Source organism: Synechococcus sp. BMK-MC-1 (assembly GCF_014279955.1).
GTDB lineage: Bacteria > Cyanobacteriota > Cyanobacteriia > PCC-6307 > Cyanobiaceae > Synechococcus_C.
On record NZ_CP047939.1, the window covers coordinates 533,503 to 554,924 of the forward strand.

The window sequence follows — 21,422 nt, forward strand, 5'->3', positions numbered from 1 at the left end:
TCTAACCCAGTCTTAGTTTGATTTTCAAGCGGCGGGAGGAAGTTCGTCCCGCCTGCGGTCAAAGTGGTGGATGTCCCGCCTGTTTTGAGTGGTTTGCCATGGCTGAGATCCCCAGCGAGCCCCATGCCTTCGTTGTTCTCGATGGCGATCTCAATGCGGAGTGGTCGGAGCGCTTTGCCGCGTCGACAGCGCTGGCTGTGGATACCGAGGCCATGGGCCTGATCCATGGTCGCGACCGGCTTTGTCTCGTTCAGATCTGTGATGACAAAGACCAGGTGGCTTGCATACGGATTGCTCTAGGGCAGTCGGAAGCCCCCCGTCTCAAAGCGTTGATGGAAGCCGCGACGATCGAGAAGGTGTTTCATTTCGCCCGGTTCGATGTCGCGGCCCTGGCCACCGGGCTGGGAATCAGGGTGAATCCAATCTTTTGCACGAAGGTCGGCAGCCGTCTGGCTCGCACCTACACCCCGCGCCACGGTCTGAAGGATTTGGTGATGGAGCTGGTGGGGGTCGAGCTCGATAAGCAGGCGCAAAGCAGCGATTGGGGGCGGGTGGATGAACTCACGGATGTTCAATTGGCCTATGCAGCCAACGATGCCCGTTATCTGCTCCCCGCCCGGCGGCAGTTAGAGGTCATGTTGCGCCGCGAAGGACGCTGGGAGCTGGCTCAAAGCTGCTTCCAGTGCATTCCTGTGATGTCGGATCTCGACCGCTTCCGTTTTGTGAACACCTTCGAGCACTGATCTTGGGATGGGGATCAGTCTTCGAGCATGAAGTGCTGATCGATGGGTTGCGCCTCTAGCAACTGGTCCAGTGCTTCTCCAGAGCTGGCTTCGTTCTGGGCCTGCGCCAGCAGATTGGAGGCCACCTGGAGACGGGCCTGAAGGTCTCTTGCACCTGACCGCGCCGCCTCGTGTTCCACCCTTCGACGTGCTGCGGACTGGCTGATGCTCAGGCAGCTTGCCAGTTCCGCGCACAGCCTCAGATAGTTGTGATCCTGAATCGCGGCCATGGCGGAGAGGGAGGGGCAGAACTGCCTCAGTGGTGCAATCAGTATCAACCTCCGGGGGCGAGCGCGCGGATCACGGCGCGAGCGATCGCTTCACTTCCGCCTGAAGAGCCCATGCGCTGCCGCCCCCGTTGCCCGAGCTCCTGGCGTTTCGTGTGGTTCTCAAGCAGGGATCCCAGCTGTTGAGACAAGTCGCTGTCGCTGGCGCAAGCCTGAACAGCACCACCCAGCAGGCGGCTCTGCCTGGAGGCGAAGCCACGGGTGAACTGCGGCCCAGGACCAGGAAGAGACAGAGCCGGTTTCCCGAGGCCAACGAGCTGCTCTGTGGCTGTGCCTGCAGTGGCGACGCCCACCTCAGCCCAGGAGGCCCAACGTTCGAACCGACCGCTGCCAAGCAGCAGCAGTAAGGGGCCCCGGACCCAGCACTGGTCTGCCTCCAAGCTGCTGCTGGGGGGAGGGCAGCGCCGAAATCCCAAGTGCTGCAGGGTGTCGGTCAGGTCTGACTCTGTGGGCGCAGATCCAAGGGCTGCCATCACAGCAAGGGGCACCGGGCTCGGAAGGTGGATGAGGCAGGTCAGCAAGCGCCGAAAGTTGCGAAGGGCCTCTGGCATTCGGCTGCCGCAAAGCAGGAGTATCCGCCGGCATCGCTCGAGGGCGATTGGAGGAGCGCTCTCCATGAGCCCGTCCATCATCGGATTGCCTGGTGCCACGGCGTTGACCCGATGACGGCGTAGGCCCCGGGCTGTGAGCCGATCGCGCATGACCACCAGCCGGCATTGGCGCGCTCGCATCAAGCTCCATTCCCATGGATCCCACTCGCTCCCCTTGAGAGCGTGGTAGCGGTCGCTGAAGCTCGAGCCTGGTCCGCTGGTCCAGGTGTAATCGCTTTTGGGAGTGCCCACGAATGCGAAGGGCCGGCGGCATGTCCACGCCATCAGCAGCGGGAGTAGATCGCCAACGGCAAGGATTCCCGTTGCTGAACGTCGCTCCTGCCTCAGGCAGGCCCACTGCTTCATGGTGATGATGGGTAGCCCTCCAAGCAGATCAGCAAGGAGACCGCGCAGGCTCTGGTTGCTGAATCCTCCGCTTGGCAGGCGCGCCGAGGGGCCGATGCGCTCCAGCCATCCCTGATCAAGCGAACGCTGAAAGCAGCGACCCTCACCAACGAGAGGCATGACTTTCAAACGCCACTGCGGTGCAAGGCGGTGAAGGGCCTCAAGAATGCGCAGCGCGATCAGATCCTCGCCGTGCCCGTTGCTGATCACCATCAACGTCTGGGATGCCTCGCTGATACGATCCCTGGATGGGGAGGAAAGGCCCCGGACGGCGGCATGGCCAAGTGGTAAGGCAGAGGATTGCAAATCCTTTATCCCCAGTTCGAATCTGGGTGCCGCCTTTGAATGCATCGCGTTGGATAACGGCTCACAGCTTGGCCTGGGCATCGAGCTGCTCTCCTGAGACCACATCGGCTCTGCAGCGAATCTGTTGTGCCTCAAGCTTGCAGCTCCCTTGTTTTGCAGGCCACGCCTTGGGAACTCCTTCGGCGATGCCGTCGGCGTCGTAGGCCGCTTCAGATACACTGCTCACACTGCCGCTCCAGCTGGCTGCAGACAGCCTGCAACGTCCCAGGTGACAGCTGAGAGGAGAGCCTTGTCCGCTGGTCGTGGCGACAAATGTGAGGCTTCGGCTTGCTCCTCTCACCGCCCCTCGGCCGATGAAACGGATCCCAAGAACCGTGGCTGAGCGCCCATCCATCTGAACAACGCGGCAATCGCCAGACTCACCTTCAGACAAGGTGTAACGGCAGCCTTGGCCAGTGGTTTCGAAGCGGCCAACGAAGGGTTCTGCATGCCCAGGTTGCAGATATGCAAGGCATGCCATCAGTCCCAGGCTGATCCAGCGGCTCCGTTGTCGTGGGGTTGCCATTCCCCGCATCGGGACAGATCTCACAGGTCAGTAGTCGCTGTCGGCCACGCACATTCCCAGGCAGCGGATCCCATTGCTGGCTGTGCGACGGCAGTGATTGCAGAGTACGGGGTCTTGATCACCACCGTCTGTCGCTGCAGACGGTGCTTGCTCTGCGTGCAACTGCGACTTTTTCTCTGCAGGCTGGGACGTCATCGCAAGGGGCAGATCTGTGGCGATCATGGCGTGCAGTGATCCATGGCTGTGTGGTGGGAATCGGTTTCGGAACCTGGGCCTGGGGCAATCAGCTTCTGTGGGGATACAACCCTGACCTTGATGACTCGGTTCTGGAATCCACGTTCCAGCAAGCGGTTGCAGGGGGGTTGTGTCTGGTGGACACCGCTGATTCCTATGGAACCGGATTCCTCAATGGCCGGAGCGAAGAACTCTTGGGTCGTTTTCTCAGTGCGATGCAGCCGGAGCACCGCGCCCAGCTCACCGTGGCCACCAAGCTGGCCCCTTTCCCTTGGCGATTAGGGCGGCGCGGGCTGGTCAAGGCATTCCTGGCGAGTCAGCGACGACTGCATGGCTGCATGGATCGGGTCCAGTTGCACTGGAGCACGGCCCGTTACGCCCCTTGGCAAGAGCGTCCTCTTCTCGACGGGCTTGCCGATCTCGTTGAGCAAGGCGCTGTCCGGGAGATCGGTTTGTCCAATGTCGGTCCGCGTCGCTTGACCCTCCTCCATCGCCATCTCAAAGACCGTGGAATCCCGCTGGCCAGCGTCCAGGTTCAGTTTTCTCTGCTGGCCCCTGGGCCGCGGCAACCTGGAGGCATCCTTGACATCAGCAGGGATCTCGGGGTTGACGTGCTCGCTTACAGCCCTCTTGCTCTCGGCGTTCTGGCCAGGGGGCCAGGTTGGACTCCCCAGGGGCTGACTCCGTTGCGCACAGGCTTGTTCCGCCGTCTGTTGCCGGCCTCTGAGTCATTGCGACAGACCATGGTGTCGATCGCCGAAGCCCGAGGGGTGAGCCAGGTGCAAGTGGCTTTGAATTGGTGCCGATCCCATGGCACATGTCCGATCCCCGGATTGAGACGGCCCAGCCAGGTCATGGATGCCCAGCAGGCGCTGACGTGGTCGCTGTCAGCCGATGAGAGAACGCAATTGGACCAGAGCAGCGCCGAAGTGATGGTGCGAATGCCCGATAATCCTTTTCAGAGCGCTTGATCAGTGGGCTCAGGATCAGGACTCACCACCACCGGTAGGGATGCGCTGGAGGAAGGCAAGGTGACCACCTTGAGGTCAGGCTTGGGAGGGGCAACCTGGGATTGCTCCGATTGTTCGCAAGCGGAGAGGGCTTCTTGCAGAAGTGAATCAAAAGTGGCTCCCGGTAGACGGTGCCTGGCGATCTCCAGGAATGTGCGGGGGAGGGACTCTGCGGCGGCGCTGCGGATGGCTGGATTGTCTTTTCGCTGCTGTTGTTCCTCTTCGATGGCCCTGAGGAAGCGATGGGTGACGTCTCGCTTCGTGCAGGCTTTGATCAGGGTGTCCCTGTCTCCCTGGAGGGTCTCGAGCTCAGCGATCCGGCGCTCCAGGCTGATCAGCATTTCGGAAGCCTCCTTGCTGATATTCGCCAGTTGACCGTCCGAAAGAAAGGGCATGTCTGCGACGAACACCTTGCCGTGGTCTTTCAACGCCAGGAAGGTTGGTCGCGGCCCGCCTTGGCGGTGGATGGCTTGTCTGTCGTGACCGGTGGGAATGGGGCGACGCGGTGGGGTAGGTCCTGCGGAAGAACGTCGCCGAGTTGTGCGCTGAGGCCTTTCAAAGGGCATGGTTATTAAGACGTATTTGACGTCGCATCGATCGGTTCAAGCCCGATCTGTCTGTGATGACAATAACGAGTGGAGACCGAATTGGTGCTTCACATCACATCCCGATGTGACGTGATCTGGGTGTGTTCTTCAGGCCGGTAGGCCAGCCACCGGCCCATCCTGCGGCTCGCTGGCAGGGATGACCTCGCCGATGACCCAGCTCTCAAAGCCGCTGTTGCTGCAAAGGGTTCGTGCGCCTTCGACATCCGCCTCCGGAAGGATGAGGCAGTATCCGATCCCCAGGTTGAAGGTGTGCCAGAGATCGCGTTCCTGAAGCTCGCCTTGGGTTTGCAGCCAGCTGAACAGCTCTGGGCGCGGCCAACTGTGTGGATCAACGCTGGCCATGAGGCCCTTCGGTAAGCAGCGGGGGAGGTTCTCCGGAATCCCGCCACCTGTGATGTGGGCCATGGCGTGAATCCGAGTGTTCGCCCCTAGGAGAGTCCTGACCAGGGCCCCATAGAGATGAGTGGGTTTCAGCAGGGCTTCAATCACAGGGGTTTGCTCCGGCCCGACGCGAGTATCGGCCCCTGCAGCGCAGCATTCCAGGATTTTGCGCACCAGGCTGAAACCGTTGCTGTGCACGCCGCTGCTGGCAATGCCCAAGATGGAATCACCGGCTTGCACGCGGCGGCCATCGATCAAGTTGTCCTCCTCCACAACGGCGACGCAAAAGCCTGCGAGGTCGTAACGGCCTGGCGGGTAGAAGCCAGGCATCTCCGCCGTTTCTCCCCCCAGTAGGGCACACCCGCTCTGACGGCAGCCGTCGGCAATGCCCTCAACCACTTCGGCCATGGCGTCCGGGCTCAGAGCCCCTGAGGCCATGTAGTCGAGAAAGAACAAGGGTTCGGCGCCGCTGGTGATCACGTCGTTGACACACATGGCAACGAGATCGATGCCCACGTTGTGGTGGCTTTTGTGGTCTTGGGCGAGCTCCAGCTTGGTGCCCACTCCGTCCGTTCCGGATACGAGGAGTGGCTTGCGCAAGCCCTCCGGCAATCGCATCAGGCCACCAAAGCCTCCAAGTCCGCCCACGACCTCAGGGCGATGGGTGGCTTCCACGCTGGTTCGGATCCGGTCCACAAAGGCTCTGCCAGCTTCCACGTCGACACCGGCGGATCGGTAGTCCATCAGTCGATAGTGAACTGATTCGATCCTCCCCCCTCGAGGGGCGCACCGAGGCCGCTGGTGGCTGTGTCGGTGATGGCATCGGCCTGCTGTTGATCAGCTGTGCTTGTGAAATGCATAGCCCTGGCTGATGGTTGCGGTCTGCTGATTGGGCTTCTGAAGCCTGTGACGGCGCGGGATAAGCAGTGCTGCGGCGAAGGATCCCTGCGTGGATTTCCGGAACATGCTGGAGATCATTTGTGGGTGGGTATTTATACGGTTACAGCACGTAAATCGGGTTGTTGGTGTCGCGCGGTCATGGGTTTCAAGAAAACCTCTGCGTCTTGCACACCAGCATTTATTTGAAATGCAGCGCTCTTGGTCACTGACAGCTCTCATCGCGGGCATCGCCGTGTCGGGGGTTGCGCTGTATCCGGTGATCGCAAGTGATTTCGAAGAGTTTGACTTCGTTGACCCACTCGACCTAGTGCTTCCTGCAGAGGAAGCCACAGCTGTGGAACCCTCCGCCCCAGCCAGCCTCGAGCTTGAAACCTCTGTTGCTGAGCCTGTCGTGCCTGTGCCGGTCTCTCCTCCTGAGCCGCCCAAGCCGGTGGGCCCGGTTGTTGTCTCCACCCACTCCGGTGAAGCCAGCTGGTATGGGCCTGGCTTCTATGGCAATCGCACAGCCAATGGTGAAGTCTTCCGCCGGGGCACCATGACGGCTGCCCACCGCACCCTTCCTTTCGGAACCAAAGTGCGGGTGACCAATCTTTGGAACGGGCGCCGCGCTGTGGTGCGCATCAACGATCGCGGTCCATTCATCGGGCATCGGGTGATCGACTTGGGTCATGGTGCGGCCCAGGAACTCGGGCTGACGTCAAGCGGCGTGGCCCAGGTGAAGCTTGAGGTGCTGCGCTGAGTTTTCGCATTCTGAGAACGGCGTCAGACTTTCATGCCTGGCGTCAGGCCTGCCGCGGCCCACTGGCGTTTGTTCCCACCATGGGCGGGCTTCACCAAGGCCATGCTCGTTTGATTGCAGCGGCGGTGACGTCGTGCGGTGGGAAGGGGTCCGTTCTGGTGAGCACCTTTGTGAATCCATTGCAGTTCGGAGTGGATGAAGACTTCGACTGCTACCCCCGTACTTTCGAGGATGACTGCGCGCTCGCCAAACAAGCGGGGGCTTCAGCTTTGTGGTGCCCGGATGAGAGGCAGGTCTACCCCTATGGAACCAGTGAGGGGTGGCGCCTGCAGGCGCCTGCACGCCTGACAGCCCATCTCTGTGGTCCCTGGCGTTCCGGCCACTTCGATGGTGTGGTCACAGTCGTGATGCGGTTGCTGGGATTGGTGCGTCCCCATCAACTTTGGTTGGGCGAAAAAGACTGGCAGCAACTCACGATCCTTCGACATCTCATCAAAGACTTCGGCTTGCCTGTGAGGGTTAGGGGATGCCCCACCGTCAGGGAGGCCGATGGGTTGGCGGCGAGTTCCCGCAACCGTTATCTCGGTGATGCGCAGCGAACCGTGGCTTCCGCATTCAGCTCGGCACTGTGCGCGATTGCTCGTGATGTCTGCGCAGGGGACGTGGATGAGGCCTCGGCACAGGCCGCTCTGCACCAGCAACTCAGGGAAGCGGGCCTTGAGGTGGAGTATGTAGAGACCGTGGATCCCGTCACGCTTCAACCCGCTCGGCCCGGTCGTTCGATTCGAATGCTGGCTGCGGCGGTCCGCTGTGGCGAAACTCGCCTGATTGATCACGTTTTCATCATGACCCGTTCGCCCATCGTCGCCATCGACGGCCCTGCTGGCGCTGGCAAAAGCACGGTGACCCGTGCATTTGCAGAACGGATGGGACTTCTTTATCTCGACACCGGAGCCATGTATCGAGCCGTCACCTGGTGGGTGCAGAAGAACGGCGGCGATCCCAGCAGTGCCCCAGCGGTGGAGGCTTTGCTCGAGGGATTGGAGGTGGATCTGTCACCGTTGAAGGATGGTGTGCAGACCGTTCGGGTGAATGGCCGTGACATCACCGATGCGATCCGCGATCCCGAAGTCACCGGCTCAGTGTCGCTGGTGGCTGCGCATCCCTGCGTCCGTGCCTTGCTCACACGGCAGCAGCAGCGTCTCGGGGAGCGTGGTGGCCTTGTGGCTGAAGGACGGGACATCGGCACTGCCGTCTTCCCCGATGCTGATGTGAAGGTGTTTCTGACCGCGACTCCTGAAGAGCGAGCTCGGCGTCGGGCCAAGGATCTCGAGGCGCGAGGTCATGCCGTGCCCGACCTCGCTGAGCTGGAAGCGCAGATCGTGGAGCGCGACCGTTTGGACAGCACCCGAGACGTGGCTCCCCTGGTTCAGGCGGACGATGCCACCGAATTGATCACCGATGGGATGTCGATCGAAGCCGTGATTGATGCGCTCGAGGATTTGTTTCGCTTCCGGGTTGCTGAGGAGATCTGGCCTAAACCGGAGGGCTGAGCTCCTCGAGCAAAGCCTCACAGGCATCCTCGAGAAGATCGAGCACATGCTCAAAGCCTGCGTCGCCTCCGTAATACGGATCTGGAACCTCGGCTTCGCTGTAGCGGCGGCCGTAGCTGAGCATCGGTTGAATGCGTGCCGTGGCCCTCGCGCCGGCTTCCCGGGCCAGACCGTTCACGGCATTGAGGTTGTTCTGATCCATCGTCAGCACCAGATCGAACGTTTCAAGATCATTCAGATCGATCTGCCGTGCTCGGCTGGGCAGCTGAATGCCACGGCGATTGGCCGCGGCCTGCATGCGTCGGTCGGCAGGATTTCCCACATGCCAGCTGCCTGTTCCGGCGGAATCCACCATGAACTGATCCTCGAGACCACGCGTCTTGATGAGGTGGAGAAACACTCCTTCGGCGGCTGGTGAGCGGCAAATGTTGCCGAGACAAACGAAGAGGAGCTTCTGGGTCATGCCGCCTGCAAACGCTGAAGAGCCAGTCTTGCCCTTCGTCTCACCACGTCCACCGATTCACCTGGCTCCGCTCGTTGTTGAAGCGCGGTGGACACCCGTTCGAACTCAGCAGACCCTTGGTTCAATGGCTTCGCCCTTTGTTCCAATGCAAAAACAACCGCGTAGCGAACGATCCATTCTTCGTCGCCAGTGGCCCTGATCAGAGCCTGCAGGCAGCGCTCGAGTTGCAACGCCCTCGCCGTGGGGTCTTGATCAAGAACCAGTTCTCCGAGTCCGCGAGCTGCTCCGCGACGCACACTTGGGCCGATGTCGTTGCTGAGAGCTCGTTCCAGCAGTGCCAATCCGCGCACATCATGCAAACGCGCCAGAACCTGCATGGCCCAGGCACGGGCGCCGTAGTTCCTGGGGTCCATTCCCTTCAGAATCAGGTCGACGGCAGGCGTGCCAATCCGTACAAGTCCATCAACGGCAAGAGCTGCGGCGACTGGATTGTTGTAGCTCAACACCTCCATCAGGCATGGAGCGGCATCAGGGTGCCCACTTGAGGCCAACTGGCTTGTGGATCGGATGAGTTCGTCGGGTGAGTCCGCCTCACGGACCGCGTCGATCCAATGGTTCAGTTGCGTCATCGCCATGAATGGGCTGGTTTAGAGCAAGTCATCCATGGCCTCCAAGAGGGTTCGATCTTTACCTGGCGGACACTGCTCAGTGAGTTCCCGCAAGGCCACCAGCTTCAAATTGGCTTCGACGCGTGCTTTGGCGATGGATTCAGCAGCGGGAAGCCAGCCTGCTGCTGCGAGATCAAGCAGACTCGCTCGTCTCACTCCGATCGACTTGTTGTGGAGCAGTTCGAGCAAGGCGTCAGCCCAGATCGGTTCCCGTGTGATCTGGAGCAAGGCCCGGTTCGCTGCACAACGAACCAGGATTTTGGGGTGGGTGGTGAACGGTTTCAGTTCGGCGCAAACCGAGGGGTCCTGGCTAGCGAGCATGCCGATGGCTTCCAGCACCGCCTCGTAAGGGGTGGTTGGGCTCTGAGACGCCAGTAGACGTCTTAATCCTGGAAGGGCGGCCTGAACTCTCAATTCACCGAGCGTACGAGCGGTGCACTCAACAAGCCCGGTGTCACCTGATTCGAGGGTCGCCAGCAACTCATTGATGCAGGGTTGGGCATCATCTCCGAGTTTGGCCATGGCCCGAACAGCATTACGAGCGATGGCGATCGGTGTGATCGTTGCATCTGCATTCCCAGGAGTGCAACGCTCTCGCAAGGCCTCCAGAAGTAAGGGCACTGTTCTTGGGTGTCGGCTGCGTTGGCGTCCAAGCCACCATGCTGCGTAGTAACGACCTGATGGATCGTTGCGGTCAGCCATGCGTCGGATGGCTTCTTGCTCATTGATGGGTTCGCCATCCACCGGCGACGAATCCCTTTGTGAGCTTGAGGTCATGGGGGCCTGAAGAAGCAAAAAAAATCTCCATCCTGAAATCAGGATGGAGAGATGAGCAAGGAGCGAGTGGTCGGTCTGACGCCGATCGGGGCTCAAACGAGAGCGTTGATGGCGTAGTTGATGTAGTTGTTGGCTTCACCAGCTGCATCACCACTGAGGCCATGATTGGCCTTGATGTAGTTGAGAGCTTCCACGTACCAGGAAGGAGACAGTTCAAAGGTGCGGTTGATCTCGTCGAGACCGGCCAGCAGATAGTCATCCATGGGGCCCGTGCCACCTGCCACGAGGCAGTAGGTGACCATGCGCAGGTAGTAGCCGATGTCCCTGGAGCACTTGGCCTTGCCTTCAGGCGTAGCGGAATAGTTCGGGCCCTGCATCTGGGTGGTGTAGGGGAACTTGGTGTAAACGGCCTGAGCGGCACCGTTCACCAGGGTGTCAGCCTTGGCGGTCAGGGCCTTGGCAGCCTCCAAGGAGGCACTCGCACGGTTGAAGCGCCCGAAAGCACCCTGGATTTCCGTATTGCTGAGGAAACGTCCTTGGGAATCTGCTGCGGATACAGCTTCGGTGAGGGGAGTTTTCATGGATCCGAGGAAGTTGATTGAGACGGTCTGAACCGAGCCTGATCAGGCAACAGCGGCGGCAGCGCGGTCGAAATAGGTGCCGATTTCGCTCATCAGAGCTGTGCAGTCACCCTGTGTGATGCCGTTTCTGTCGTTGGCGATCTCGATAGCGGCGTCCTTCATCAGGTTCACGCCAGCAGCCACGGAGGCGCCGGGGGTGCCGAGGGCAAGGTAGGTCTCGCGCAGGCCGTTCAGGCAGCGGTCTTCCATCACAGAAGCATCGCCACTGAAGATCGCGTAGGTCACGTAGCGGAGGATGATCTCCATATCGCGCAGGCAAGCAGCCATGCGACGGCTTGTGTAGGCGTTGCCACCAGGGGCGATCAGAGCAGGCTGCTGAGCGAAGAGCGCACGGGCCGCGTTAGCGACGATCGTGGAGGAATTGCAGGTGATGCGGTTGACAGCGTCCAGGCGCTTGTTGCTGTCAGAAACCATTGCCGCAAGGGCATCGATTTCGCTTGGGCTGATGAACTGGCCCCGGGCATCGGCCTGGGCGACAACCTTGGTGAAGGCGTCGAACATGGGTTAACTCCTTGGAACTGTGTCTGGAGGGTAGGAAGTCTTCAGACCTGAATGGGGACGGCTGGGAAGCTGTGCCCATCCCGTCGCTGGAGATTCTCGCCAAAGGGCTTGGGCAGTCCCGAAGGCTGTTCATAATGTTTAATCCCCTGCGGCGGAATTGATTGCAGGGCGCGCTCGCTGCAATCAGTCCAGATCGAAAAGTACGTCGTGGATCAACCGTTCGGTCCATTCCTTTCCATGGAAGCGGCCCAGCATGCCCCGTGCGGGATCTTTTTCTGCTCGGTAGGTGGTGTATCGCCTTTGCCCATCCAGAAGCCTTGATTCCCGGTCGTTGGATACGGGTTCAGCGTCGTTCACCAGATTCAGGTACAGCGTGAGGTAGTCGAGATAGGCAGGAAACACAACATCGTTGATCAGGGCATCTCCTTCGGGCCCGAGTGGAAGACGCGTCCAGAGAAAGCAGGGAGAGAAGAATGGTTCCGCCTCTTCCGGGATCGGCCCTCCTCCGGGCAGGCGATCACGCCAGCGTTGAAAAATCGGCGTCAGCTGGTCCCAGACCGCTTCTGTATGCAGACGGTCTGTTTTCAGAGCCGGTTGAAGATCGAGGGCGATGAGGTGGCCATTGGGAAGGGTGACCAGATCGGCGCCGAAGAACGGCAGGTCGAAGCTGGTTTTGGGGTTGATCACGAAATTCAGCACCGAGGCTGCGGACCCGGCCTCCACACAGGCAGCACGAATCTGTCGGCACTTGTCGGTTGAACAAGCCCAGACCTGCGTGTGCGCTTGGACGGGGCGTGAGGTGGATCCAACAGAATCGCGTTGATCGAGGAAGACGGGGGCAACGGGATAGGGCTGCGGATTCAGGGATTCCAGGCGGGACACTGCTTCCATCAGGAAAGGCTCCCAGCGCCAGCCATCCAGGCTGATGGGATCAAGGCTGTTGGAACGTTGCGTCATCGTTGGGCCGATGGGAAGAGAAAGTCATGGAGAAAGCGATCTGACCAGGTCTTCCCGAAGTGACTGGTGAACAGTCCATGGGCAGGATCGCGTTCAGCGCTGTAGCGGTCGTAAGCCACCTGGAGCTCTGCGACCTGCTCGGGCGGTAGCAGGGAGGGTGCTGCTGCCGACGCATCGTGCATGCGCCAGAAGCAATCAAGGAACGAGTCGAAAGCGGAGGGCAGCGATCGGGTTGCTTGATCGGCACCGCCTCTGCAGAACAGAAGCCAGGGGGAGAAATACTGATGAGGGTCGAAGGACCGCATCGTTTCTTCTCCACTCAGATCAGGGAAGCGCTGATGGAGGGCTTTCAGACCGCTGAAATGCCGGTCCATGTAGTCGGGAGCCTGGACCAGGGGTTGAAAGTCGAGGACCGCGACCAGTTTCTGGCGAGCACCGAACCACAACAAATCGATTCCCAGAATCGGATGGTCGAGCGTGTGTTCGGGATAGGCCACCGAGTTGAGAACCTGGAGCGAATCGCCCGCATCCAGCCTGGTCACCCGCCAGCGGCGGAAGTCTGGAACGTCCCAGAGCCAGCTTCGAATCGTGCTTTGATTGCGTTCTGACTGCTGAACGGCCAGGTCTTGATCCAGAGGCAACGGCGTGCCTCCCCGGACTTGGATGCCCTGATGCAAGGCGTCGAGAAATGGATCGAACATGGATCTCAAGCCTCGCGAAGGGCTGTCTGGCGGGCATGAGACAAGATGTCATCCGCGGTAGGGCATCGGCGCTCAGTGCAGTAAGTCGTCATGGTGACGCCGTCCATGCATTGCACGGAGCTCACGCGCATGCGGAGCTGATCGGTTACAAACCAACAGCGCTCGATGCCAACACTGGTGTCGTATCGGGTCGTGATGGTGAGAACGCCCTCCTCATCAAAGCGGTAGCGGCTGACGACGGCTTGCTTCTCGACGTAACCCTTGTCTCGTAGCAGAAAACCCTGCCGGGGATCCTCTCGGTCGGCCACGTCGACGAGAGCGGCGGCGCGGTCTTCACTGCGCTCGCTTTCCTTGAGGTTGCTCTCCCACCAGAAGCGCGCTCCACCGCAGGCCTGGTTCTTGTCGACACCCAGGGCCGCACAGATCGATGCCACGCAGTCGTCCTCCGTACCAAAGGGCGCCACTGTCAGGTTGGAGTCACCCGCCTCATCGTCTTGGTGATCCATGTGATGCACCACGCGGCGAATCATCCAAGTGCCCGCACTGGCACTCAGAAAGTCGGTCATTGAGCAGGGCTTGGTATGCATCGTTTCTTAGGTGTTGCTCTCGCTGCGGATCTGTTCGTCCAGCTGGGCCAACACGGCCTCGAGGCGTTGCAGCTCGGGATGTTCGCTGAGTGTGAGTTCAATACGCTTCTGGGGCAGCTTCAGTTTCTGCCCCATGGCGACCACGTCGTCTTTCAGTCGATCCCTGTAAGCGGAGAGTTCCTCGACGGTGGCTTTCAGTTCATCGAGAGAGGGATCAGCCATAGCGATCAGAAACTTTGGGCCGGAGCGTAGGCGGCCAGATGGAGCGCTGATGAAAATGAAGGAAATCTGAAAAAGAGCTCTTTATTGGGCTCTCAAGGCTGTTATTTGCGCGGACAAGAGCTTGAAACCCTTGTGGTGGCCTTGTTGAAGGCTGTTCTGCCTTTGGATGACGAACCTTTGCGTGATGTGTAGCACCTCGGTGGGATCGACCGTTTCTGCTTTTAATTTCATGGAGCGCTTAGAGCTTCGGCTCAAGCCTTTCAGTCATCAGCTTTTGGACCACTTGGTTTGATCGCGGCAGTCGGATCCTTCGGAATCCGGGTGCAATCGATGGCTTTCTTCCCTCAATGTCCTGCTTCCCAATGCTCGACGCATTCTCCCGCGCCGTCGTCAGCGCCGACGCTAAAACCGCTCCTATCGGTGGTGGTGAGCTGTCTGCTCTCCGTAACTATGTGGCCGAAGGCAACAAGCGTCTCGACGCTGTGAATGCCATCACCTCCAACGCCTCCTGCATCGTGTCCGATGCTGTGACCGGCATGATCTGCGAGAACACCGGCCTGATCCAGGCTGGTGGCAACTGCTACCCCAACCGTCGCATGGCTGCTTGCCTGCGTGACGGCGAAATCGTTCTGCGCTACGTCTCCTACGCCCTGCTGGCTGGCGACGCTTCCGTGCTGGACGACCGCTGCCTCAACGGTCTGAAGGAGACCTACATCGCTCTGGGCGTGCCCCTTCAGTCCGCTGCCCGTGCTGTGGCCATCATGAAGGCTTCCTCCACTGCCCACATCGGTGAGACCAACTCCGAAGCCCTGGGTGGTAGCAAGTTCCGCAAGATGGAAACCGTGCAGGGTGACTGCTCCGCACTGGTTGCCGAAGCTGCTTCCTACTTCGATCGCGTGATCAGCGCCCTCAGCTGAACCAGCTGAAGAGAACTCTCTTTTCGTTTCCGCAAACTTCCATCAAAGGATCTCCACGATGAAATCCGTCGTCACCACTGTTGTGACCGCTGCTGATGCCGCCGGTCGCTTCCCTTCCCAGAACGACCTCGAAGCCGTTCAGGGCAACATCCAGCGTGCCGCTGCCCGCCTGGAAGCCGCTGAAAAGCTGGCTGCCGGTCTGGATGCCGTCACCAAGGAAGCTGGCGATGCTTGCTTCAACAAGTATCCCTACCTCAAGCAGCCCGGCGAGGCTGGTGAGAACCAGACCAAGGTGGACAAGTGCTACCGCGACCTGGGCCACTACCTGCGTCTGATCAACTACTGCCTCGTTGTGGGTGGTACTGGCCCTCTCGATGAGTGGGGCATCGCCGGCGCCCGTGAGGTGTACCGCACCCTGGGTCTGCCTACCGCTGCTTACGTTGAGGCCCTGACCTTCACCCGCGATCGCGCTTGCGCTCCTCGCGACATGAGCCCTCAGGCTCTGAACGAGTTCAAGTCCTACCTCGACTACGCCATCAACGCCCTCTCCTGAGTCGCGTTTCTGTTGGTTGAAAGGGGCCCCTCGGGGCCCTTTTTTCATGTCTTGTTGCAGGCTGGGTCAGTGCTGGGAGCGACCATTGCTGATGGCCGTAAGTTCGCTTCAGTCCTGCAGCACTGGAGACGCCATGGTGGCAGAGTCAGCAGCCCGTCCTGATCTGGATCAGCTGTTCGCTGATCTCGCTCATCCCAACCCCTACATCCAGACCCAGGCCTTTACTGCGATGGCCGAGCACTGGCCCGAGGCCTCCATGCCGCGTCTGATCGCATTACTCGATCAGCCGAATGTGGCATTGCGCCGAGCGTCAGTGCGAGGTCTGGGCGCTTTTGGGGAAAGATCCATGCAGCCGATCGCCGACTGCTTCACGTCCAGCGATGACGGCACGGTGCGAGCCAGCTGCGTGAAGGCCTATGCCCAGCTGGCTTCGAACTATCCAGAGCTCCCTTTTACCCCGCAGGCGATGGAGGTGCTGCGTCTGGCGCTTGCCGATGACTCTCCCGTCGTTGCCGTTGCGGCTGTCATGGCACTGGGACAGGTTGGCCGCCAAGCAGTGCCTTTGCTTCTTGGAGTCACGCGCGGTGACAATCCCGCTCAGGGAGTGGCTGCGGTCAATGCTCTGGCAGAGATTGATGACCCTTCCATCGAGCGGGGATTGCAGGACTTGAAGGACGATCCTGACACCGATGGGTACGTGAAGGAAACGGTGGTCTCAGCGCTTATGCGTGTCAAAGACCTCCAGGCCCGTCATCCATCCTGATCCAACTGTTTGATGGCGAGGGCAAGAACTGCCTTCACATCATCCTGGGCTTCCTGTTCACAACATCGCCGCAGTGCAGGGATCGCTTCAACGGCCTGCAGTTTCATCAAAGAGAGTGCGGTGTTCTTACGCACCTGCCCCTCGTCGTCCTCAAGCAAAGGGGTGAGTTTCGGCGTTGCCCATTCGGGGTTGTGGAGCTTCCCTAAGAGCGTGACCGCTTCCGCGCGGACCGCGGTGTCGGGGTCGCCAAGGCTCTGCTCCACAAGCTCCCTGGCGGTGTCGTCTCCAAGGCTCTGGATCTGATCGCCGAGTGCAGCGACGGCGGCACAACGAATTTCAGGATGTTCCGACGTGGCAGCCTTGCGCAGGGCGTCAGGTGCCCGGGCTCCAACAAAAGCCATCGCCCAGCTGGCGAGCCCAAGCTGCATGGCCGTGCTGTGAGGGTTGATCAACACTTGTAAGAGGTCGTCCATGGCCTCAGCGCCCACTGCGGCCATGGCACCGACCGCAGACCCCTGCACGACGGGATCGGGGTCATTGAGTAAGGCCTTGAGCAGCACCGGCAAAGCCTGCGGGGCTTCGATCAAGGTGAGCGTTTTTGCTGCGGCCCGACGCACGGTGACGCTGTCGTGCTGCTCCAAGGCTCTGCAGAGGGATGGCACCGCCGCCATGCCCACTTTGCCCAGACTCTCTGCGAAGGTCAGGCGCATCAGCCCTCTGGGATCTCCCAGGCCAGCCACCATCTTTTCGATGCTCTCGCTGGCGGCGTCCGGGACTCGTCCACTGCGCAGCTGTGCCTTGAGCTCCTCAGCGAGTTGGCTTGCTTCTTCTTCGCTCAGCTTGCTTGGCTCTTCTGCACCAACCATCGGTGACCCTGCACTCATGGCGATTTCCTGGGGGGCTGGTGGGCATTATCGAGTGTTGTCCTGCTCTTCCTAAGGTCATCGTCACAGTCCCAGCGTTATGACGACTTTCGTTCTTTCCCACAACCTGCAGGTGTCTTCATCCGATGTCCCTGTGCTGTCGGCTGAGCAGATTGCCTCGGGCTTGCTGACGCACTCGGACTGCATTGCAGAGGCGCAACCGCTGCAGCATCCGCACTGGCGTGTGTCAGTGACGTCAGATCATTCGAGCCAGGAGCTTGCGGCTGATCTCGTGAGGGCCTGGCGCAAACTGCGCGAGTCCCTCGGCCATGGGGCCGACTATGAATTGCTTGCTCTGGGCGGGCGCAAAGATAACGCTGGTGCTCCAGGCTCCCCGCTGCAACAAGGCGGTTGGGGGGTTGATGTTGTCGAAACGTTGGATGGCGACAGGTTTCTTCAGGGGATCAACTGGGAGGGACTCATCCTGGGACGGCCTGACGATGGGGTGTTCGACGTGCGTGGTTGAACCGCCACAAAACTGTGAAACCTGAATCGACAGTTCTTCACACTGCAGCGAATTCAGTCCCTGTGCCTGCAGAGTTTGCTGGTTTCAAGGCTGCGTGCCTGGTTCGTCAACGGAGTTCGCTGCCGTGGGTCGTTTCGACAACATTCATCTCGGGCTTTCTCAGGAGGAAGCCCTGCGCATCCTCACCCTGCCGGAAGAGCAGTTGGAGTCCGCCAGTGACTACTACATGGCGGCATCTCATCTGATCAACTTCCCCGGTGGCGCCACGGAGGCGGCCTTGATTGGGCTGGTTGTGGATGGTGGGGATCAGCAGTCGAAGCGACTGGCTCGACGCAAGGCAGTGGAGGTTCTTGGGCGGTTGAAGGTGCAGGAAGCGCTGCCTGCCATCACGGCGTGTCTGGATAGCAACGATGCTTACCTCGTGGAAAACACAGCCTGGGCTCTTGAGCAACTGGGATGCGATGACCCTGGCGTTCATCAACGTTTGATCGATCTGCTGGGTGATGAGCAACAAAATCGACGTGTTTTGATTCAAAGCCTGGCTTCATTGGGGATTGAAGGGGCCCTTCCCAGCATTAGAACGTTGCTGAATGACCCAGTGCCCGGCGTTCGTGGTGCGGCTCTTGCGGCAGTCGCCCGGTTGAGTGGTCGGTTGGATCAGGTGTCTGCTCTTGAGGATCACCTCACGCTTCCCAATCAGATGGACCGCCAATCAGCGATTCAAGATGTGATCGATTGTCGTGCCGGCCAATTGTTGCCGAGCGTCCTTAAGGCACCGGTTTCCCCCGTGTTTCGGATGCGGGCTTTCAAAGCTCTCTGGCCGGAATCTGCCTCTCGTTATCAGAATTTAGAGCTCCTCAAAACACTCGATCGCTTGCTGCTCGATGATCCTGATCACTTGGTTCTTGTGCATCGCTACGACGATCAACCGGATGATGCATTTTTGATCCAGGAATTCTTTGGTACTGATTTCAGCCGTTGTTACCTGGCGTTGCAAACCCTGCGTTCCAGACCTCCCATGCTGATCTGGCCACTACTCCGGATGCGCTGGCAACAAGAAGCGCACAATGATTACGGCGCTCACTACTTCTTCATCCGCTTGTTTGGCACCATTCAATTCTGGCCGGAGGACGCGAAGGAAGTCCTGCAAGAGTGGCTTCTGGAGGCTGTTGAGACCCAGCGTCCTCAATTTATGAAATCCAAGCCAGCGGCCATCTTGGCCCTGGCCGCATTGAGCCCTGACGTTTGTGCGTTGCACGTGATGCGTTGGTTGGATCCACAACAGATGCCCTTCTGGGAAGCACGCTATGCAGCTGCGATGGCCGCGATGTCACTCAAGATGACTTGTTCGCTTGATCCTGATCCCAACCCCTATGTGCAGGCGCGACGTGTCGGTTCAGGAGCTGATTTCTGAGTATCGGGTTTTTGATGCCCCTTTGGCGGCCCAATACTGCACAAGTTCCTCGCCCCCAGGCCTGGGGACACTGGCCTTGGCTCGTAGAAGTTTGAAGGACCGATTCTGGCCCATGGGCCAGTTTCCAACGGCTTTGATCTCACGGATTCGACCGCCAATGGCTTCAAGGCAGCCTTCAAACCGCTCCAGCTGAGCCTGATCCACAGTTTCAAAGATGAAATCGGTGCCAACGCAGATCAGATGCTGAGATCGGATCCAGCCGCGTAATTGTTTTTCAACTGGACTGGCAGGCATCGTTGGAGTGCGTCGGTCAGTCAGTCGTCGAGGCCGGCGAGCCAGCTCTCATTCAGGTGGTTGCCGAGAGAGGCGATTCGTGAAAAATAAAGCATTCCATGCTCAGATCCCCAGACCAGTTCGTCTGTTTCAGGATCAAAGCCACGATCTCTGCTAGTCCAATGGGTTTGATTGACGTTGACTTCACTAATGAGATAGGTCAGCCGCCCATCTCTGGGGACTTTGCATTGTTTTCCTGGCTCCACTTCGCCTTGATAAGAACCATTTTCAATGGTGTGGAAATGCATGGCGCATCCACAGCGGGATGTCAGTTTGTCGCTCTGAATCTCATTCAGTAGGGCAGGGTGCTGCGGCGCTCCGGCGACGCGTTCGGGTTGAGAAAGCCCGTAGTTTTCAACAATATGCAGATGATCCGTTTGTCGGCGTAGGCGATGGACACCTTGGCGGTAAGGACGCCACGGATCGTGGTCGTAGCTCTGCTCTGAATAGAACCCTGGTGCCTTGAACACGTCCCAGGGCAAAGGGACGAAATAGATGTTGATATGGGCAAACTTTGCAGGGTCCTGCTGTGCTTGATCGCGATTGCTGTAATGACCGCAGAGTGTGCGGGCGAAGAGCAGGGATGCATGCATCACGTTTTTGCAGCACTGAGCCGCCTCACTTCAGAAGCAAACGACGTTTGCAGAACCCCTGATCCTTCGGATGTTCGTAAGACGGAGGATCGGCAGCGCACATGCTCTGAGACAAACCAGATCCGTTCCTCGGCAATGGACTGTCCGTAACGTGTGGTGAGAACGAAAGTCCCGTCAGAGAGAAAGAGGTAATGGGATAGAGCCTGTTCTGCTTCGGCATAGCCCACACTGCGCACCAGCGTTCCACTTTGCTCGCTATCAGGGATTGGCACCAAGATGCATGAACCTGCTGAGACCTCCGCTGGATCGTCGGGTTCCCAATCACTTTCAGCCCGCCATTCCATTCTGAAGGGAGCTTGTGCTTCACCCTTCAGGTCAGTTGTTGATTTGATCAGAGCTTGAACATCAGGATCATCAAGCGACAGCCGTTCAACACTGATCTGGCTGAGAACCTCTTCGAATTGCTGGAACGCAAGGGAATGTCCACTTCTCATGGAGCGCCATTGTCCTTCGCTGCGTTCAACAAAAAGCTCGAGATCCATTCCGGAATCAGGAGCGTTTGGAACCGGCACCACGGCCGATCTGCACCATTCGAACCATGGAATCCACCATCATGGTCATTGCCATTGGCATGCCACTCACGGATGCATCTTCCGGCTTGGTGGTGTCAGTTTTTAGTTGTCGAGCCGGCTGGTTGTGAAAAGACATTGATGAAAAGGTTCTGGCTAGCACTGCTGCATCACGGGAGAGCAAGCAATGAGAAGCTGATTGCTGAGTCCAGTCCATGATGAATGAAAAAGGGCCTGAGCCGTAGCCCAGGCCTTTGTTCATTAAGTGTTCGCAATAGAGAGGATGCGCCCACCCCGCTTTTGAATGGTTTGAATGGCGCTGCTCAAGGAGCTGTAGGGGGCCGACGTGGTCTGCACGGAACGACGGTGAACGCCGACCGGTGTTGCCGTGGCCCAGGAAATGGTGAAGCGCTTGCTGTCCCGGTTGCCCGCACCAGGGGACTTGGGACCTGCAGCAGGCGCGCTGTTGGTTCCAAGGCTTTGGGTGAGCAGGGACGCATTGGCTCCATCAAAACCGGCAAAGCCGGAGTCCATGGCGACAGCGCGCGTGTAGCTCACATTGCTTTGCCCAAGCTGGCTTTTGGTTCCCCGCATGGAAGGAACGTCGTCCATCCCGAAGGTCTGGAGGTATTCGTCACTGAAGGTGTAGCTGTTGATCTCAGCCTCATAACCCTCGTTCGCGAGACGCTGGACGTGCTCGCTTAGCTCGGCCTGGTTGTGAGGGGCACGACCCAAAAGGTGTTTGAAGTTGAGCTCAACGAAGCGATAAGGGCCGTTGGCATCGAGGAAGAGCTTTCGGTAAGTCTCGGACTGGGCCAAGGCCGTCACCAGACCTTGCACATTGAGATCACCATTCACGTACAGGCTTTCGGCAGAAGTGCAGCGCTCTTCGTCCATGAGGTGGGCGTTGCCGAAGACCTGGCGGTAGGCGGCGCGGATGACCGCCTGGGCATTGCTCTGCCGCAGATCGGACTCCAGAGGGTTGACGGTTGCTTCAGTCATTGCTGGAAGAAA

30 protein-coding genes and 1 tRNA gene are annotated in these 21,422 nt (G+C 59.4%); 10 read left to right on the top strand and 21 right to left on the bottom strand.

What is annotated here, in order from left to right; genetic code table 11:
• Nucleotides 1–98: 98 nt before the first annotated feature.
• Nucleotides 99–743 carry a ribonuclease D gene (locus tag SynBMKMC1_RS02770; RefSeq protein ID WP_011932379.1) on the top strand — a complete coding sequence of 215 codons (645 nt, stop codon included), beginning with the start codon at nt 99–101 and terminating at the stop codon, nt 741–743.
• Between the two features lie 14 nt (nt 744–757).
• Here the strand turns inward: SynBMKMC1_RS02770 and SynBMKMC1_RS02775 are convergent, their stop codons facing one another.
• Together SynBMKMC1_RS02775 and SynBMKMC1_RS02780 are read right to left on the bottom strand one after the other, a co-directional pair.
• Nucleotides 758–1,012 (bottom strand): hypothetical protein, encoded by a 255-nt coding sequence (locus tag SynBMKMC1_RS02775; protein ID WP_011932380.1) that lies wholly within the window; start codon nt 1,010–1,012, stop codon nt 758–760.
• A 44-nt stretch (nt 1,013–1,056) separates the two neighbouring features.
• Nucleotides 1,057–2,277: a lipid-A-disaccharide synthase-related protein gene (locus tag SynBMKMC1_RS02780; RefSeq protein ID WP_186472627.1), complete on the bottom strand. Its 1,221-nt coding sequence runs from the start codon at nt 2,275–2,277 to the stop codon at nt 1,057–1,059.
• 57 nt (nt 2,278–2,334) lie between these two features.
• Here SynBMKMC1_RS02780 and SynBMKMC1_RS02785 point away from each other — a divergent pair.
• Nucleotides 2,335–2,405 (top strand) — tRNA-Cys (locus SynBMKMC1_RS02785).
• Nucleotides 2,406–2,431: 26 nt separating this feature from the next.
• Here SynBMKMC1_RS02785 and SynBMKMC1_RS02790 read toward each other — a convergent pair.
• Both SynBMKMC1_RS02790 and SynBMKMC1_RS02795 read right to left on the bottom strand, forming a co-directional pair.
• A complete protein-coding gene (locus tag SynBMKMC1_RS02790) occupies nt 2,432–2,935 on the bottom strand; it encodes a hypothetical protein (protein ID WP_186472628.1) in 504 nt (167 codons plus the stop codon).
• Nucleotides 2,936–2,962: 27 nt separating this feature from the next.
• Nucleotides 2,963–3,157, bottom strand: coding sequence for a hypothetical protein (locus tag SynBMKMC1_RS02795; protein ID WP_186473506.1), 195 nt, complete (start codon nt 3,155–3,157; stop codon nt 2,963–2,965).
• A 23-nt stretch (nt 3,158–3,180) separates the two neighbouring features.
• On the opposite strand from SynBMKMC1_RS02795, the gene SynBMKMC1_RS02800 reads away from it, so the two are divergent.
• Nucleotides 3,181–4,140 (top strand): aldo/keto reductase, encoded by a 960-nt coding sequence (locus SynBMKMC1_RS02800; protein ID WP_186473293.1) that lies wholly within the window; start codon nt 3,181–3,183, stop codon nt 4,138–4,140.
• On the opposite strand, the gene SynBMKMC1_RS02805 is transcribed toward SynBMKMC1_RS02800, so the two are convergent.
• Complete coding sequence (locus SynBMKMC1_RS02805) at nt 4,128–4,745, bottom strand: histidine phosphotransferase (protein ID WP_186472629.1); 618 nt, start codon at nt 4,743–4,745, stop codon at nt 4,128–4,130. The two genes, SynBMKMC1_RS02800 and SynBMKMC1_RS02805, sit on opposite strands and share 13 nt — an antisense overlap.
• A gap of 129 nt (nt 4,746–4,874) precedes the next feature.
• A complete protein-coding gene (gene purM, locus SynBMKMC1_RS02810; RefSeq protein ID WP_186472630.1) occupies nt 4,875–5,912 on the bottom strand; it encodes a phosphoribosylformylglycinamidine cyclo-ligase in 1,038 nt (345 codons plus the stop codon).
• Between the two features lie 343 nt (nt 5,913–6,255).
• Between purM and SynBMKMC1_RS02815 the strand changes: the two genes are divergently transcribed.
• Together SynBMKMC1_RS02815 and SynBMKMC1_RS02820 are read left to right on the top strand one after the other, a co-directional pair.
• On the top strand, nt 6,256–6,807 hold the full coding sequence (locus SynBMKMC1_RS02815) for a septal ring lytic transglycosylase RlpA family protein (RefSeq protein ID WP_186472631.1): 552 nt from the start codon (nt 6,256–6,258) through the stop codon (nt 6,805–6,807).
• Between the two features lie 62 nt (nt 6,808–6,869).
• Nucleotides 6,870–8,360 (top strand): bifunctional pantoate--beta-alanine ligase/(d)CMP kinase, encoded by a 1,491-nt coding sequence (locus SynBMKMC1_RS02820; protein ID WP_370593948.1) that lies wholly within the window; start codon nt 6,870–6,872, stop codon nt 8,358–8,360.
• Here the strand turns inward: SynBMKMC1_RS02820 and SynBMKMC1_RS02825 are convergent.
• The 9 genes from SynBMKMC1_RS02825 to SynBMKMC1_RS02865 all read right to left on the bottom strand — a co-directional run bounded on the left by SynBMKMC1_RS02825 (nt 8,344) and on the right by SynBMKMC1_RS02865 (nt 13,877).
• The gene (locus tag SynBMKMC1_RS02825) at nt 8,344–8,823 is read right to left on the bottom strand and encodes a low molecular weight protein-tyrosine-phosphatase (RefSeq protein ID WP_186472632.1); all 480 of its coding nucleotides are present in this window, start codon (nt 8,821–8,823) and stop codon (nt 8,344–8,346) included. The genes SynBMKMC1_RS02820 and SynBMKMC1_RS02825 overlap by 17 nt on opposite strands.
• Complete coding sequence (locus SynBMKMC1_RS02830; RefSeq protein ID WP_186472633.1) at nt 8,820–9,458, bottom strand: HEAT repeat domain-containing protein; 639 nt, start codon at nt 9,456–9,458, stop codon at nt 8,820–8,822. The genes SynBMKMC1_RS02825 and SynBMKMC1_RS02830 overlap by 4 nt, the downstream gene beginning before the upstream one ends.
• Nucleotides 9,459–9,470: 12 nt before the next feature.
• Nucleotides 9,471–10,268: a HEAT repeat domain-containing protein gene (locus tag SynBMKMC1_RS02835; RefSeq protein ID WP_186472634.1), complete on the bottom strand. Its 798-nt coding sequence runs from the start codon at nt 10,266–10,268 to the stop codon at nt 9,471–9,473.
• A 92-nt stretch (nt 10,269–10,360) separates the two neighbouring features.
• Nucleotides 10,361–10,849 carry a phycocyanin subunit alpha gene (gene cpcA, locus SynBMKMC1_RS02840; RefSeq protein WP_186472635.1) on the bottom strand — a complete coding sequence of 163 codons (489 nt, stop codon included), beginning with the start codon at nt 10,847–10,849 and terminating at the stop codon, nt 10,361–10,363.
• 42 nt (nt 10,850–10,891) lie between these two features.
• Nucleotides 10,892–11,410: a phycocyanin subunit beta gene (locus SynBMKMC1_RS02845; RefSeq protein ID WP_006042158.1), complete on the bottom strand. Its 519-nt coding sequence runs from the start codon at nt 11,408–11,410 to the stop codon at nt 10,892–10,894.
• 183 nt (nt 11,411–11,593) lie between these two features.
• Nucleotides 11,594–12,367: a phycoerythrobilin:ferredoxin oxidoreductase gene (locus SynBMKMC1_RS02850; RefSeq protein ID WP_186472636.1), complete on the bottom strand. Its 774-nt coding sequence runs from the start codon at nt 12,365–12,367 to the stop codon at nt 11,594–11,596.
• On the bottom strand, nt 12,364–13,068 hold the full coding sequence (locus tag SynBMKMC1_RS02855; protein WP_186472637.1) for a 15,16-dihydrobiliverdin:ferredoxin oxidoreductase: 705 nt from the start codon (nt 13,066–13,068) through the stop codon (nt 12,364–12,366). The genes SynBMKMC1_RS02850 and SynBMKMC1_RS02855 overlap by 4 nt, the downstream gene beginning before the upstream one ends.
• 5 nt (nt 13,069–13,073) lie before the next feature.
• On the bottom strand, nt 13,074–13,634 hold the full coding sequence (locus SynBMKMC1_RS02860) for a phycobiliprotein lyase (protein WP_186472638.1): 561 nt from the start codon (nt 13,632–13,634) through the stop codon (nt 13,074–13,076).
• Nucleotides 13,635–13,661: 27 nt separating this feature from the next.
• A complete protein-coding gene (locus tag SynBMKMC1_RS02865) occupies nt 13,662–13,877 on the bottom strand; it encodes a hypothetical protein (protein WP_186472639.1) in 216 nt (71 codons plus the stop codon).
• A 362-nt stretch (nt 13,878–14,239) separates the two neighbouring features.
• Between SynBMKMC1_RS02865 and cpeB the strand changes: the two genes are divergently transcribed.
• From cpeB to SynBMKMC1_RS02880, 3 genes are all read left to right on the top strand, one after another.
• Nucleotides 14,240–14,794 (top strand): class 1 C-phycoerythrin subunit beta, encoded by a 555-nt coding sequence (cpeB, locus tag SynBMKMC1_RS02870; protein ID WP_186472640.1) that lies wholly within the window; start codon nt 14,240–14,242, stop codon nt 14,792–14,794.
• A gap of 58 nt (nt 14,795–14,852) precedes the next feature.
• Nucleotides 14,853–15,347 (top strand): class 1 C-phycoerythrin subunit alpha, encoded by a 495-nt coding sequence (cpeA, locus tag SynBMKMC1_RS02875; RefSeq protein ID WP_186472641.1) that lies wholly within the window; start codon nt 14,853–14,855, stop codon nt 15,345–15,347.
• Nucleotides 15,348–15,438: 91 nt separating this feature from the next.
• Nucleotides 15,439–16,110 (top strand): HEAT repeat domain-containing protein, encoded by a 672-nt coding sequence (locus tag SynBMKMC1_RS02880; protein ID WP_255486266.1) that lies wholly within the window; start codon nt 15,439–15,441, stop codon nt 16,108–16,110.
• Here SynBMKMC1_RS02880 and SynBMKMC1_RS02885 read toward each other — a convergent pair.
• Nucleotides 16,098–16,994 (bottom strand): HEAT repeat domain-containing protein, encoded by an 897-nt coding sequence (locus tag SynBMKMC1_RS02885; protein WP_186472642.1) that lies wholly within the window; start codon nt 16,992–16,994, stop codon nt 16,098–16,100. The genes SynBMKMC1_RS02880 and SynBMKMC1_RS02885 overlap by 13 nt on opposite strands.
• Nucleotides 16,995–17,073: 79 nt before the next feature.
• Here SynBMKMC1_RS02885 and SynBMKMC1_RS02890 point away from each other — a divergent pair, with 79 nt between their 5' ends.
• Nucleotides 17,074–17,499 (top strand): DUF2656 family protein, encoded by a 426-nt coding sequence (locus tag SynBMKMC1_RS02890; RefSeq protein ID WP_186472643.1) that lies wholly within the window; start codon nt 17,074–17,076, stop codon nt 17,497–17,499.
• A gap of 94 nt (nt 17,500–17,593) precedes the next feature.
• Nucleotides 17,594–18,913 (top strand): HEAT repeat domain-containing protein, encoded by a 1,320-nt coding sequence (locus SynBMKMC1_RS02895; RefSeq protein WP_255486267.1) that lies wholly within the window; start codon nt 17,594–17,596, stop codon nt 18,911–18,913.
• Here SynBMKMC1_RS02895 and SynBMKMC1_RS14600 read toward each other — a convergent pair.
• From SynBMKMC1_RS14600 to SynBMKMC1_RS02915, 5 genes are read right to left on the bottom strand one after another with little or no spacing between them, the layout of a single operon-like run.
• Nucleotides 18,896–19,207, bottom strand: coding sequence for a CpeR family transcriptional regulator (locus tag SynBMKMC1_RS14600; protein ID WP_255486268.1), 312 nt, complete (start codon nt 19,205–19,207; stop codon nt 18,896–18,898). The genes SynBMKMC1_RS02895 and SynBMKMC1_RS14600 overlap by 18 nt on opposite strands.
• 20 nt (nt 19,208–19,227) lie before the next feature.
• Nucleotides 19,228–19,839, bottom strand: a complete 612-nt coding sequence (locus tag SynBMKMC1_RS02900) for a chromophore lyase CpcT/CpeT (protein WP_186472644.1) — start codon at nt 19,837–19,839, stop codon at nt 19,228–19,230.
• On the bottom strand, nt 19,839–20,381 hold the full coding sequence (locus SynBMKMC1_RS02905) for a phycobiliprotein lyase (protein WP_186472645.1): 543 nt from the start codon (nt 20,379–20,381) through the stop codon (nt 19,839–19,841). Before SynBMKMC1_RS02905 ends, SynBMKMC1_RS02900 begins: the two co-directional genes overlap by 1 nt.
• Nucleotides 20,382–20,388: 7 nt before the next feature.
• Nucleotides 20,389–20,670, bottom strand: coding sequence for a hypothetical protein (locus tag SynBMKMC1_RS02910; protein WP_186472646.1), 282 nt, complete (start codon nt 20,668–20,670; stop codon nt 20,389–20,391).
• On the bottom strand, nt 20,670–21,410 hold the full coding sequence (locus SynBMKMC1_RS02915) for a phycobilisome rod-core linker polypeptide (RefSeq protein WP_186472647.1): 741 nt from the start codon (nt 21,408–21,410) through the stop codon (nt 20,670–20,672). The genes SynBMKMC1_RS02910 and SynBMKMC1_RS02915 overlap by 1 nt, the downstream gene beginning before the upstream one ends.
• Between the last annotated feature and the right edge of the window lie 12 nt (nt 21,411–21,422).